Origin of the sequence: Streptomyces sp. NPDC029216 (genome assembly GCF_040648015.1) — a bacterium.
GTDB lineage: Bacteria > Actinomycetota > Actinomycetes > Streptomycetales > Streptomycetaceae > Streptomyces.
The window spans coordinates 1-13,603 of the sequence record NZ_JBEZWL010000180.1 but is presented as its reverse complement, the minus strand read 5'-3'; the positions used below and the strand labels follow the sequence as shown (position 1 = coordinate 13,603).

6 protein-coding genes and 2 pseudogenes are annotated in these 13,603 nt (G+C 75.3%); 7 read left to right on the top strand and 1 reads right to left on the bottom strand.

Annotation, left to right across the window (positions count from 1 at the left end; all coding sequences use genetic code 11):
• The 7 genes and pseudogenes from AB0F18_RS35240 to AB0F18_RS35210 all read left to right on the top strand — a co-directional run.
• A pseudogene (locus AB0F18_RS35240) lies at nucleotides 1-231 on the top strand (hypothetical protein); the annotation flags it as partial.
• Between the two features lie 131 nt (nucleotides 232-362).
• Nucleotides 363-1,268 (top strand): annotated as a pseudogene (locus tag AB0F18_RS35235) (DUF6777 domain-containing protein); the annotation flags it as partial.
• Nucleotides 1,269-2,228: 960 nt separating this feature from the next.
• Entirely contained in the window at nucleotides 2,229-4,484 is a 2,256-nt protein-coding gene (locus AB0F18_RS35230; RefSeq protein WP_362068310.1) for an efflux RND transporter permease subunit, read from the top strand.
• A gap of 55 nt (nucleotides 4,485-4,539) precedes the next feature.
• Complete coding sequence (locus tag AB0F18_RS35225; protein WP_362068308.1) at nucleotides 4,540-9,309, top strand: aminotransferase class I/II-fold pyridoxal phosphate-dependent enzyme; 4,770 nt, start codon at nucleotides 4,540-4,542, stop codon at nucleotides 9,307-9,309.
• A gap of 14 nt (nucleotides 9,310-9,323) precedes the next feature.
• Complete coding sequence (locus AB0F18_RS35220) at nucleotides 9,324-9,977, top strand: 4'-phosphopantetheinyl transferase superfamily protein (protein ID WP_362068305.1); 654 nt, start codon at nucleotides 9,324-9,326, stop codon at nucleotides 9,975-9,977.
• 97 nt (nucleotides 9,978-10,074) lie between these two features.
• Nucleotides 10,075-12,033, top strand: a complete 1,959-nt coding sequence (locus tag AB0F18_RS35215; RefSeq protein WP_362068302.1) for a SpoIIE family protein phosphatase — start codon at nucleotides 10,075-10,077, stop codon at nucleotides 12,031-12,033.
• Nucleotides 12,034-12,229: 196 nt separating this feature from the next.
• On the top strand, nucleotides 12,230-12,484 hold the full coding sequence (locus tag AB0F18_RS35210; protein ID WP_362068299.1) for a helix-turn-helix transcriptional regulator: 255 nt from the start codon (nucleotides 12,230-12,232) through the stop codon (nucleotides 12,482-12,484).
• Nucleotides 12,485-12,506: 22 nt separating this feature from the next.
• On the opposite strand, the gene AB0F18_RS35205 is transcribed toward AB0F18_RS35210, so the two are convergent.
• Nucleotides 12,507-13,496 carry a serine/threonine-protein kinase gene (locus AB0F18_RS35205; RefSeq protein WP_362068313.1) on the bottom strand — a complete coding sequence of 330 codons (990 nt, stop codon included), beginning with the start codon at nucleotides 13,494-13,496 and terminating at the stop codon, nucleotides 12,507-12,509.
• Between the last annotated feature and the right edge of the window lie 107 nt (nucleotides 13,497-13,603).

The window sequence follows — 13,603 nt, the reverse complement described above, 5'->3', positions numbered from 1 at the left end:
CCAGGACGCGGCGACCAGGGACCGCCGTGCCGCCGTCAGGTGCGCCGGGCCGGCTTCACGGCGGCGGCCGACCTCGCCGGCGCGCTCGTCGCCGAGGCGGACCGGCGGCCCCGGGACGCCTTCGGCCGCCTCACCGACCCCTCGGCCGACGGGTACGCCTGGGCCTGGCTGGCCGCCTCGACGCACCTGACGGCGGCACGGCGGTCCCTGGTCGCCGCGTCCTGGGCGTAGCCCGTTCGGCTTGCGGACCCCACAGGGCCGGAGCACACAATGGGCGCTAACGGTGTGAAACTCGAATGAAATTGCATAAAACAGGCAAAGCATTCGAGTTTCGCCTTTCCCACGCGCGGCGGGAGGGGAATGTGAGTTCCGAACCGCAGTCAGAGCGTCCCACCGGCCCACCCTCCGGCCCCCTTTCGGGCCGGCCTTCCGGCGACCAGGCGGGCCCCCCACCCCCGCCCCCGCCCTCGGGCGGCGGCCCGCCGTCCGGCCCGAGCGGCCCCGGCGGACCGACGCCGCCCCCCGGCGGCAAGGGCCACGGCCCCTGGTGGCGGTCCGTGCCACGGATCGCGGCGATCACCGCCGCCGTGGTGGTCGCCGTGGTCCTGGCCATCGTCCTCGGCCGCCCGAGCGGCGGACCGGCGACGGCCGGCGAGGTCATCCTCCAGCCCACGGACGACGCGGGGGTGGACCCGTACACCCCGTCGACGGCGAACACGACCGCCGCCCTGCCGGCGGCCGCGCCCGGCACGGCCCCCGCCAAGCGGGACACCATCGCCAGCGTGGCGGGCTCGGAGCCCGGCCTCTACGGCGGCAGCCGCAACACCGCGAGCTGCGACGTGGAGAAGCAGATCCGCTACCTGTCCGCCGACGCCGCCAGGAACCGCGCCTTCGCCTCGGTCGTGGGCGTCCAGGAGTCCGGGGTCCCGGGCTATCTGCGGTCGCTGACCCCGGTACAGCTGCGGTCGGACACCCGCGTCACCAACCACGGCTACCGCGACGGCGTCGCCACCAGCTACCAGTCCGTGCTCCAGGCGGGCACGGCCGTACTGGTCGACAAGTACGGGGAGCCGAAGGTGCGGTGCGCCTGCGGCAACCCGCTGAGCCGCGTGGTCCCGCAGCCGGGGACCCCCCGGCAGAAGGGGCCCAGCTGGCCCGGGTACCAGCCGCAGAACGTCGTGGTCGTCAACCGCTCGACCACGGTGATCAACGTCTTCGTCATCTACGACCCGAAGGGCAAGCAGTGGGTCCACCGGTACACGGGTGACCAGGTCCACCACGACCGGCCGGCCCCGCCCCCGCCCCGGCACTGGCCGACGGCCCCGCCGCCCCCGCCGACGCGGACCCCGGGAACGTACTCGCCGGGGACGCAGACCCCCGGCACGCAGACTCCGGGAACCCAGACCCCGGGAACCCAGACCCCGGGGGGCAGGACGCCGACCAACACGGAGTCCCCCGGTACGAGGTCTCCGGGCACCGAGACGCCGTCCACCCAGACCCCGGGGACGCAGACCCCGGCGACCCAGACCCCGGCGACCCAGACCCCGAACCTGAAGGCGCCGACGCCGACCGGGCCCACCGCGACGGAAACCCCGGCCACACCGACGCCCACGGTCCCCTCACCGGCGAGCGAGACCCCGGCCACTCCCACCCCCACCGCCGAGGCGACGGCGACCCCCACCCCGACCCCGACGGCCCCCGCTCCGGTGGCGCCCACGCCGCCCGCGACCACCTCCGCCCCGCGGACGGCCACGCAGCCGCCGACCAGTGAGCCGCCGACGAGCCGGGCGCCGGCCACCCCGCCCCCGGTCACGGAACGGCCCGCCACCCCGGCGCCGGTACCGACCCAGGCGCCCGTCACCCCGCCGCCGGCCACGGAACACCCGCGGACCGAGCCCCCGCCGCCGACCCAGAAGCCCGCCGAACCGCCCGCCCCCGACCAAGACCAGAACCAAGACCAGAACCAGAACCAGAACAACCAGAACCAGAACGGTTACTGACCCCACCCCCAGACCTCCCGCCGGAACCCGTCCTCCGGCGGGAGGTCCCTGACGACCACGCCGCGGAGGTGAAGGCGCACCTGCGCGGGCCTGTCAAGTAACGAACAGCCGGGGCTACGGCCCCGCGCCTCCTCCGGGCACGGTGGAAATCCACCGTCCCGCGCACCCGCCGGGGCGGGAGCGCCCGTCCGGCCCGGAGGCATCATGTTCCGTCGTGCGGGGGACCTCGTGACCCGTCGTCCCCGACTCGTCCTCCTCGCCGCGCTGGTCTTCCTCGTCCTGTCCGCCGTGTTCGGCGCGGGCGCGACCGGCCGGCTGAAGAGCCAGGGGTACGACGATCCGCACTCCGAGTCCAGCCGCGCCGCCCAGGTGCTGGCCGAACACGCGGGGGCCTCCCCCAACCTGGTCCTCGTCGCACGGGTCCGCACCGGGTCCGTCGACGACCCGGCCGCCCGCAGCGCCGGCGAGGCGCTGACCGCGCGGCTCGCCGCCGAGCCCCACGTCAGCGGTGTGGCCTCGTACTGGTCCGGGACCGCCGGAGCGGCGCAGCTGCGCGGCCGGGACGGCGGCGCGGCCATGCTGGTCGCGCACCTGGACGGCGAGGGGGAACAGCTCGGGGACCGGGCCAGGCGGCTGAGCGCCGAGCTGAGCACCCCGGCCGGCTCGCAGTCCGCCCTGACGGTGCACGTCGGCGGCGCCGCGGTGGTCGACGCCGAGCTCCAGGACATCTCGGAGTCCGACCTGAAGCGGGCCGAGGCCGTGGTCCTGCCGGGAACCCTGATCATGCTGGTGCTGGTGTTTGGCAGTGTGGTGGCGGCGGCGCTGCCCCTGCTGATCGGGGTGCTGGCGATCGCCGGGACGCTGCTCGTGCTGAGCCTGCTGGGCGGGGTCACCGACGTGTCCGTGTTCGCGCTGAACCTCACCACCGCGCTCGGCCTGGGGCTGGGCATCGACTACGGGCTGCTGATCGTCTCCCGGTTCCGCGAGGAGCTCGCCGCCGGACACGCCCCCCGTGAGGCCGCCGTGCGGACCGTACGCACCGCCGGGCACACCATCGCCTTCAGCGCCGCGACCGTCGCGGCCGCGCTGGCGACGCTGCTGGTCTTCCCCCCGTACTTCCTGCGCTCCTTCGCGTACGCGGGCATCGCCGTGGTGGCGATCGCGGCGCTCAGCGCCATGACCGTATTGCCGGCCCTGCTCGCGCTGCTCGGCGAGCGGGTCAACGCCTGGCCCGTGCCGTGGCGCCGCCGGGTCCGGCGCGGGTCGCGCTCGCGCCTGTGGGAGGGGCTCGCGCGGATCGTCGTACGCCGGCCGCTGCTCGCGGCGCTTCCGGTGATCGGTCTGCTGCTGGTGCTCGCCGCACCGTTCGCGCACGCCGGGTTCGCCACCCCGGACGACCGGGCGCTGCCCGTGAGCTCGGCCGGCCGGCAGACCGGCGACCTCGTGCGCGGGGCGTTCGACACGCAGGCGTCGAGCGCGCTCACCGTGGTGCTGACGGGGCACGTGTCCGTGTCGGAGCGGGCCGACTACGCCCTGAGGCTGTCGCAGCTGCCGCAGGTGGCCCGGGTGGTGGGCCCCGGGGGCGGGTTCCGGCAGGGCCTGCCGGAACCGGCTCCCGGCTCCGCCTCCGCGTCCGCCGGGGCGGGTGACGCCGGCGGGGGCCCGGAACGGCTCTCCGTGGTGCCCCAGGCCGACCCCCGGTCGAGCGCCGCCCAGCAGCTCGTGCACGACGTCCGCACGACTCCCGCCCCGGCGGGCACCTCCGTACTCGTCGGCGGGCCCAGCGCGGTGCTGGTCGACGCCAAGGCCACCGTGGGCGAGCGGCTCCCGCTGGCGCTGTACCTGATCGCGCTCACCACGTTCGTGCTGCTGCTCGGCTTCACCCGGAGCCTGCTCCTGCCGCTGAAGGCGATCGCGCTGAACGCCCTGAGCCTCGCGGCCGTCCTCGGCGCGATGGTGTGGGTGTTCCAGTCGGGCCACCTGCGGGAGCTGCTGGGCTTCACCCCCGGCCCGCTCAGCACCACGATGCCGGTGCTGCTGTTCTGCATCGTCTTCGGGCTGTCGGTGGACTACGAGGTGTTCGTCCTCGCCCGTATCAAGGAGGCCCACGAGGCCGGTGAGGACAACGCCGCCTCGATCGTCACGGGCATCTCCCGCACCGGCGGCATCGTCACGACCGCGGGCGCCCTGCTCGCGTTCACCCTGCTGAGCTTCGGCACCTCGCAGGTCTCCCTCCTGCAGTTCTTCGGGATCGGCGCCGGCCTCGGCGTCCTCCTCGACGCCACCCTCGTGCGGGGCGTCCTCGTACCGGCGCTCATGCGCCTGGCCGGCGGATGGAACTGGTGGGCGCCCTGGCCGGTGACGGCCGCCCGCCCAACCCCCCGTCCCCCGCCACCGCTACCCCCGCCGCCACCTGCGGCCGGCAGGTGCCCCACCCGGACCGCACTGGCCGCGCGCCCGCCCCCCTCCCCCGTACTCCCCTGACCCCGTCCCCACCCAGCCCACCGACCACGACACCAAGGACCTGAGGAAGACCGTCATGACTGACATCGCCATCACCGGACTCGGCTGCCGCTTCCCGGGCGCCCGAGACGCCCGCGCCTACTGGAAGCTCCTGATGAGCGGAGAGCGCCAGTTCTCCTCCGTTCCGGCGGAACGCTGGAACCACGGGACCTTCCACGAGCCCGGCAACCACTCGGCCACCCACTCCGCGTACACCGACCAGGTCGCCTTCCTGGACGGGGTGGACCGCTTCGACGCCCTGCACTACGGGGTGCCGCCCGCCCGGGCCCGGGCCATGGACCCGCAGCACCGGCTGATGCTCGACGTCACCCGCGAGGCCCTCGACGACGCGGGGATGGGACGCGGGGACTTCGACCGGGAGAACACCGGTGTCTTCTTCGGCATCTCGGTCTCCGACTACAAGGACCTGATGGCGGCCCCGCTCCGGGCCATCTCCCTCGCGGAGCAGGCGGGGGCGGAGGACGGCTCCTTCGACCGCGACGCCGCGAAGGAGGAGGCCCGGCGGTTCGGCACCGTGCAGTCCTACAGCCTCCCCGGGAGCCTCCTCAACATGGCGTCCGGCACGGTGAGCCGGCAGTTCGGCCTGGGCGGCCCCAGCTTCGCCGTCGACGCCGCCTGCTCGGGCTCGCTGGTCGCCCTCGACCAGGCGATGGCCCAGCTGCGCCTGGGCTCCTGCAAGATCGCCGTCGTCGGCGGGGTCTACCTCAACCTCACGCCCGACAGCCTGGTCGGCTTCTCCCGGCTCCGAGCGCTGTCCGCCGCCGGGGTGTGCCGCCCGTTCGACGAGGAGGCCGACGGGTTCGTCCTCGGCGAGGGCGCCGGCACGGTCGTCATCCGGCCCCTCGCGGACGCGCTCGCCGCCGGGGACCGCGTCTACGCCGTGCTCAAGGGCATCGGCACCGCCAACGACGGCGCCTCCCCCGGGCCCCTGGTGCCCACCGCCGAGGGGCAGCTGCGCGCCATGCGCCGGGCCTACGAGGACGCGGGGGTCCCGCCGTCCGCCGTGGGCTTCCTGGAGGCGCACGGCACCGGCACCACCGCCGGTGACCGGGCCGAGATCGAGGCGCTGCGGCGGCTGCGCACCGAGTGGCCGGACGACGACCCCAGCCTCTGCTACCTCGGCTCCGGCAAGGCCCTGATCGGGCACGCCCTCTCCGCGGCGGGCATCGCGGGCCTGATCAAGACGGCCCTGGTGGTCCACCACCGCACGATCGTGCCGCAGCCGCGCACCACCCCCCACCCGGACCTGGGCGTCTCCTCGGCCGGCCTGCGCTTCGCGGAGACCGCCCGGCCTTGGACGGACGGGAACGCCCCGCTGCGGGCCGCCGTCAGCTCGTTCGGCTTCGGCGGCACCAACGTCCACGTGGTGCTGGAGGAACGGCCCGGGACCGAACCCGTCCGGCAGCCTTCGGCCGCCGCGGCCCGGGCGCCGCAGCTCGTCCTCCTTTCGGCGGGGAGCCCGCAGCTGCTGGACCGGCACATCGGCGACGTGCTCGACACGCTGGATGCGCTCGACCCGGCGGAGCTCCCGCCGGTCGGGGCGCTGGCCCACACCCTGGGCGCGCGGGAGCCGCTGAAGGCGCGGCTCGCGATCGTGGCCGCCGACACGGAGGAGTTCCTCCGGCGGCTGCGCGTGGCCCGCCGGCAGCTGGAGGAGGGCGCCCGGGGCGACCTCGGCGACGACGCCTTCGCCGCCGACGCCCCGCTGCCCGCCGCGCAGCGCCGGATCGCCCTCCTCTACCCCGGCCAGGGCAGCCAGCGGCCGGGCATGATGCGGAGCCTCTACGAGGGCTACCCCGCCTTCCGCGGGGCCGTCGACGCGCTGGGCGCCGTGTCGGGCCAGGACCTCACCGCCCTGCTGTTCGGGAAGCCGCCGGCCGGCCCCGGCGGGGCGGAGGCGCTGCGGCTGCGGCTGGCCGCCACCGAGGTGTGCCAGCCCCTGCTGGGCACCGTCCAGACCGCCGCCACCCGGCTCCTCGCCGACTGCGGCGTCACGCCCGACCTCACCCTCGGCCACAGCGCCGGGGATTTCGCGGCGGCCGCGGCCGCCGGGGCGCTGACCGGTGAGGACGCCGTACGGCTGCTGGCCGCGCGGGGCGCGGCCCTGCGGCGGGCCGCGGAGGACGGCGAGCCGGGCGGGATGCTCGCCGTGCAGACGGACGAGGAGACCTGCCGCCGGCTGGCCGAGGGCATCGACGGCGTATGGCCGGCCTGCTTCAACGAGCAGCGGCAGATCGTGGTCAGCGGCACGGCGGAGGGCCTCGCCGCCCTGCGGCGGGCCTGCGTCGGGGCCGGGGTGGTCACGGCCGCGCTGGAGGTGTCGGGGGCCTTCCACTCCCCGCTGCTGGCCTCCGCCGAGGAGGGCGTGCGCGAGGCGCTCGCGGCCTGCCGGATCGGCGCCCCCGTCCTGCCGTTCGTCTCGGCGGTGGACGCGCGGCCGTGCGGCGACCCCGAGGAGCTGCGCGAGCTGTGGGCCCGGCACGCGTCCGTGCCGGTCCGCTTCGGCGACGCCGTGCGCACCGCCTACGGCCAAGGCGCCCGCGTCTTCCTCCAGGTGAACGGCGGCGGCTCGCTGCTCACCCCGGTCCGGCGCAACCTCTACCCGCACGACGACGTGCACCTCCTCGCCGTCGACGAGCCGGCGGGGGACGAGGGGCGCGGGTTCGCCCGGGCCCTGGCCCGGCTCGCCGTCCTGGGCGTCCCGGTCGACCCGCGCGGGCTGGTTCCGGCCGAGGACCGCCGTCTGCTGGACCTGCCTCCGGCGGGGCTGGACACCCAGTCCTACTGGGTGCCCGGCAAGCAGCCCGCGAAGGGACGCTCCGCCGCCTCCGAGGAGACCCCGGTGAAGCACCCCGCGCAGGACACGGTGGACGAGCTGCTCCGGATGATCCAGGACCAGGTGGCCCTCCTGACCCACCTCACCGGCGCCCTCCCCACCCGCCCCACCCCGCCGTCCCCGCCGGAGCCCGGCCCGACGCCGCTCGTCCCCGCCCAGGCCACCCCCGCACACCTTCGCCTCCAGGCCACGCCGGCCGGGGCAACGCCCGAGCTGGCCGAGCCGCCCGAGCCGGCCGAGCCGGCCACGGCCGCCCGCACGGTCCAGCCCCTCCCGCCCACCCCGGCCGGGGAGGCGTCCGCCCCGGCCGACGCCCCCGCCGCCCCGGTGGTCCGGGCCGTCCCGGAGCCGGCGCCCGCCTCGTCGGCCGCGTCGGGCGGCGGTGGGGACGAGGTGGTCGGATCCGTGTTCGAGCACGTGGCCCGGATCAGCGCCTTTCCCGTCAGCCATCTGCGCGGCGACCAGCTGCTGGTCGACGACCTCGGGTTCGACTCGCTGATGCTGACCGACCTGTTCACCTCCCTCGCCCGGCAGTGGCCGCAGTGGACCTTCGACGAGACGGCCGCCGACCGGCCGACCCTCGCCGGCCTGGCCACGATGATCGCCGGCGTCTCCCCGGCACCCGCACCCGAGGCCGCACCCGCATCCGCGGCCCCGGCCCCGGCCCCGCCGCCCCCCGCGCCGGTCCCCGACGAGCACGCGCGGATCGACCGCTTCCCGGAGGTCGTCGGCCACCACGAGCGCCTCGCCCTGCTCGCGGGCACGGGGCTGCCCAATCCGTACTTCCGCGTCCACGAGGGCGCGATGACGGACACCACGGTCATAGACGGCCGGGAACTCCTCTCCTTCTCCGGCTACAACTACCTCGGCATGGCCACGGACCCGCAGGTCACCGCGGCCGTCAAGGAGGCCGTGGAACGCTTCGGCACCTCGGCGTCGGCCAGCCGCCTGCTGTCCGGCAGCAGGCCCCTGCACCTGGAACTGGAGGCGGAGCTCGCCGGTCTGCTCGGCTGCGAGGACGCGCTCGTCCTGGCCAACGGCCACGCCACGAACGTCACCGTCATCGGGCACCTCGTCGGCCCGGGGGACCTCGTGGTCCACGACGCCCTCGCCCACGACAGCATCCTGCAGGGCTGCAAGCTCTCCGGCGCCACCCGCCGGCCGTTCCCGCACGACGACGCGGCCGCCCTGGACGCCCTCCTCGGGCAGGTCCGCCACCAGTACCGGCGGGTGCTCGTGGTCGTCGAGGGCGTGTACAGCATGGACGGCGACATCGCCGACCTGCCCGCCCTCATCGAGGTCAAGCGGCGGCACGGCGCTCTGCTGATGGTCGACGAGGCGCACAGCATCGGCACGATCGGCGCGTCGGGCGGCGGCATCGGCGAGCACCACGGCGTCGACCGCGAGGCCGTCGACCTCTGGGCGGGCACCCTGTCCAAGGCGCTGGCGAGCTGCGGCGGCTACGTCGCGGGCACCCGCCGCGTCGTCGAGTACCTGCGCTACACCGCACCGGGCTTCGTCTACAGCGCCGGGATGACCCCGGCCGACACCGCCGCTTCCCTGGCCGCGCTGCGCCTGCTGCGGGCCGAGCCGCAGCGCGTGACCCGCCTCGCGGCGAACGCGTCCCTGTTCGGGCGGCTCGCACGCGAGGCGGGCCTCGACATCGGTTCCGGCCGGGGCACACCGGTCGTGCCGTGCATCGTCGGGGACTCGCTGAAGACCCTGCGCCTCGCGGACGCCCTGTTCCGGCAGGGCATCAGCGTCAACCCGATCCTCCACCCGGCCGTACCGGAGGAGCTGGCCCGGCTGCGTTTCTTCGTCACCCGGGACCACACGCCCGACCAGATCCGCCGGACCGTGACCGCGCTGGCACGGGAGCTGCGCCTGCTGGACGCGGCCGGCACGGCCGCCACCGCCGACCCGTCCGACGCGGCCCCGGCCGCCGCATGAGCCCGGGGCCCGTCATGGACACCTTCTTCCGCCCGATCGCACCGGGCCGCGTCCACCGTTGGGGCGGAGCCGCGCTCATCGTGGCCCGCCGCCCCGACCTCACCCACCTCCCGCTGTCCCTCTCCCCGGCCGAACGGGGCGTGGCCCGCGCCCTGCCGGCGTGGCGGCGGTCCGAGTGGATGGCCGGCCGGCTGCTCGCCAAGCGCCTGGCCGGCGAGCTCGTCGGGGCGCCGGCGCGGGAGGTGGAGGTACTGCCCCGGGACGACGGCAGCCCGCACCTGCTGGTCGGCGGCCGGCCGGTCCCCTCCGTGCACCTCTCCATCAGCCACACCCCCGGCCACGTCGCCGCGGCGCTGGCGCCGGGGCCGGTGGGCGTGGACCTGTGCGAGACGGCCTCCGCGGCCACGGTGCGCCGGGTCGCGGACCACGCCTTCTCCCCCGGGGAGCTCTCCCTCATAGGAACGGAGCGGGCCGATGCCCTGGCCGGCGCGTGGGCGCTGAAGGAGGCCGCGGTCAAGGCCGACCGCAGCGGGGTCTTCGGCGGCGCCCCGCGCCGGGTCCCGCTCCTGGGGCTGCGGCCGCCCCTGCTCGGCGGGCCGCGCCGCGCGATGGCCTGGCAGGCCGGGGACGCGGTGCTGGCCCTCGTCCTCACGCACCCGGGAGCGTGACGGGGCGGACGGCACTGCGTTGGTGCTCCCCGCCCCGCTGGATCATGCTTGTCAGTGGAGCACCCTGGCCGGACTAGCGAGGGCGAGATGAGCGGCGATGGCGCAACTTCCCACCTTTCCCGGTGAGCGGCCGCAGGAGACGGGCGCCCCCGGCGGGGCGGCGTACACGGCCACGGCCACGATCGGCGAGGACGGCGTCGTGACCGAGTGGAGCGAGGGCGCCCGCCGGCTCCTCGGATACGCGCCCTCCGAGGTCGTGGGAGGGCCCGCCGCCCGTCTGCTGGCCGGGGCCGGCGTGCCCGGCCCGGGGATCGGGCCGGGCGCGGACCGGTGGAGCGGCACGGTGGCGCTGCGGCACCGGGACGGGCGCAGCGTGGAGGTGCCGCTGCTCGCGCACCGCTGGACGTCCACCGGCGGGACCGTCAAGTGGTCGGTGGTGTCCGCCGTGCAAGGTCCGGCCGAGGAGCTCTGGGACGCGCCGCTGAACGAGTGGGCGTTCGCCCAGTCCCCGTGTTTCCTGGCGGTCTTCGACGCGGACCTGCGGCTGCAGCGGGCGAACACCGGCATGCAGCGCACGCTCTCCCTCACGGAGGACCAGATGCGTGGGCTGCGGCTGCCGGAGATCGCCCCGGATCCCGTGAGCGACGAGACGGAACGCAGGATGCGCCTGGTCGTGGAGACCGGGGAGCCCCAGCGGCTGACCGCGTTCGTCCCCCGGACGGGCGAGGGCCCCGAACAGGGCTGGGAGACCTCGCTGGCCCCGCTGCGCGACCGGGACGGCCGGGTGCGGGCCGTGTGCCTGGCCGCGCACGACCGGAGCGGGGCCGAGGACGCCGCGCACCCGGAGCACCTGCGGCTGGCCGAGGAACTCACGGCCCGGCCTCCCGAGGTGGCCGAGAGCACGGACCGGCACGGCCGTGAGCACCGCGAGCACACGACGACCATGACGCTGCAGCGCAGCCTGCTCCCGCACACGCTGCCCGTGCAGGGGGCGCTGGAGATCGCCTCCCGCTACCTGCCCGCCGGCGGCGAAGCCGGGGTGGGCGGGGACTGGTTCGACGTGATCCCGCTGTCCGGGGCGCGGGTGGCGCTGGTCGTGGGCGATGTGGTGGGGCACGGCATCCGCGCCACGGCAACCATGGGCCGGCTGCGCACCGCCGTCCGCACCCTGGCCGACGTCGACCTGCCGCCCGACGAGCTGCTCACCCACCTGGACGACCTGATCATCCACCTGTCCGCCGACGAGGCCGACCCGGACGACCGCGAGGACTCCGCCGGGGGCATCGGCACGACCTGCCTGTACGTGGTCTACGACCCGGTCACCCGCCGCTGCACGGTGGCCCGGGCCGGACACCCCCCGCCGGCCGTGGTCTCCCCGGAGGGTTCCGTGTACCTGCTGGACGTCCCGGCCGGCCCGCCGCTGGGGCTGGGGGGCCTGCCGTTCGAGACCGTCGAGGTGGAGCTGCCGGAGGGCAGCCTGCTGGCGCTGTACACCGACGGTCTGCTCCAGGCCCGCGAGCACGACCTGGACGAGGCGCTGGACAGCCTGTTCGTGGCCCTCACCCGGCCCGCGTCCACCCTGGACACGGTCTGCGACCGGGTGCTGGCGGCCCTGCTGACCCACCGGCCCGAGGACGACGTGGCCCTGCTCGTGGCCCGGACCCGGGCCCTGCACGCCGACAAGGTGGTGGTCTGGGACCTGCCGTCCGATCCCTCCGTGGTCGCCGACGCCCGCCGGTACACCACCGACCAGCTGACGGCGTGGGAGCTCGACGAGGCCTCGTTCGTCGCCGAGCTGGTGGTCAGCGAGCTGGTCACCAATGCCATCCGGTACGGCGAGCCGCCCATCCAGCTGCGGCTGATCCACGAGAACAACACGCTGATCTGCGAGGTCTCCGACGCGAGCAGTACCGCCCCGCACATGCGGCGGGCCCGGACCTTCGACGAGGGAGGGCGGGGCCTGCTCCTGGTGGCCCAGCTGGCCCAGCGCTGGGGCACCCGGCACGCCGCCACCGGCAAGACCATCTGGGCCGAACAGTCCCTCGTGGGGTTCTGAGGGACGGGACGCTGCGGCGCCGGGTTCCGTGTTCCGGTTCCCTGTGACGCGCCTGTGACAGTCGACGGACAACTCCATGAAGTGCCGCCCGCAAGCTCTTTAACAGGGACATAAAGCGACATTCCGATATATGTCCCTCTGCTTCCAAGGGTGTGAGCAGCAGCGATGACCGAGCCGACACGGCGGAGGAAATCTCATGAGCCTCACCCTCGTCATGGAGCACGTCGAAGCCTCCTCGAAGGCGACCGAGACCTCTTCCCCCACCTCGCTGGCCCCGCGTGAGCAGGAGGCGCTGCGCCACATCGCCTCCGGGTGCACCTACCTCCAGGCCGCCCGCAACATGGGTCTCTCCAAGCACACCGTTGACGCCTACCTGCGCCGCATCCGCGCCAAGTTCGGTGTCAACACCACGGCCGAGCTGACCCGCCTCGCCATCTCGATGGGGCTCTGACGGCAGCGGCCCGGCCCCCGGCCTACGGCCCGTACGGCATCGCGCCGTGCGGGCCGTCTTGCTGTGCGCGGAAGACCGGCAGGGCCCAGGCCGGGGGCTCCTGCGGCGGCTGGGGGACCACCGAGACCATGGTGGGCGGGTGGTCGCCCCGGGGCTCCGGCTCCACGCGCCGGACCGCGGTCCCGGTCGCGGCGCGCAGGGCGGCCACGAACTCCAGGCAGGTGTCGTAGCGGTCCTCCGGCACCTTCGACAGACCCTTGGCCAGCACCTCGTCGGCGGCGGACGCGATGTCCGGCCGCTTTTCGGTCAGGGGCGGCGGCTGGTCGTACTGGTGCGCCCACAGCAGGGCCGCCGGATCGGCGTCGCGTCCGAAGGGGGGTCCGCCGGCGAGGGATTCGTAGACCACGCAGGCGAGGCTGTAGAGGTCGCACCTGCCGTCCACCGGGCGGCCGGAGATCTGCTCGGGCGCCATGTAGTCGACCGTGCCGACGAACTCTCCGGCGGTGGTGAACCCGGTGGGCGACAGCGCCTTCTTCGTGAGTCCGAAGTCGGTGAGGTAGATGTGCTCGGGGTGGTCGCTGTCGGTGCCCGCGGCGACGAGGATGTTGCCGGGCTTGACGTCGCGGTGGACGAGGTCGTGGTCGTGGGCCGCGTCGAGCGCGGAGGCCACCTGGCCGGCGATGCGCAGGGCGGTGGTGACGGGGAGGGGGCCCTCCCGGTCCAGCAGGGCCCGCAGGTCCAGGCCGGAGACGTAGCGCATGGCGATGTAGAGGACGCCGTCGGTCTCGCCGGCTTCGAAGACCGGCACGATGTGCGGGTGGTCGATGGACGCGGCGACCCGTGATTCGTGGGTGAAGCGGCGCCGGAAGGTCTCGTCGCGGGCGCGTTCGGGGGCGATCAGCTTGAGGGCGACCGTGCGGTCCAGCCGCAGGTCCCTGGCGCGGTAGACGACGGCCATGCCGCCGCGGCCGATCAGGTGCTCGACCCGGTAGCCCGCGATCTGCCGGCCGATGAGCCCGGAGGATCCCGGGCCGACGGGAGTTGCAGGACGACCTCCTCGATGCCCAGCTCGGCGTAGTGGGCGAGCTTGCCGGGGTTGGGCTGGACGGCGTACGGGAC

Bases quoted from the DNA above. Each gene is read 5' to 3' on its own strand.
- AB0F18_RS35225 (WP_362068308.1), top strand. From the start codon at position 4,540: ATGACTGACATCGCCATCACCGGACTCGGCTGCCGCTTCCCGGGCGCC.
- AB0F18_RS35220 (WP_362068305.1), top strand. From the start codon at position 9,324: ATGGACACCTTCTTCCGCCCGATCGCACCGGGCCGCGTCCACCGTTGG.
- AB0F18_RS35215 (WP_362068302.1), top strand. From the start codon at position 10,075: ATGGCGCAACTTCCCACCTTTCCCGGTGAGCGGCCGCAGGAGACGGGC.
- AB0F18_RS35210 (WP_362068299.1), top strand. From the start codon at position 12,230: ATGAGCCTCACCCTCGTCATGGAGCACGTCGAAGCCTCCTCGAAGGCG.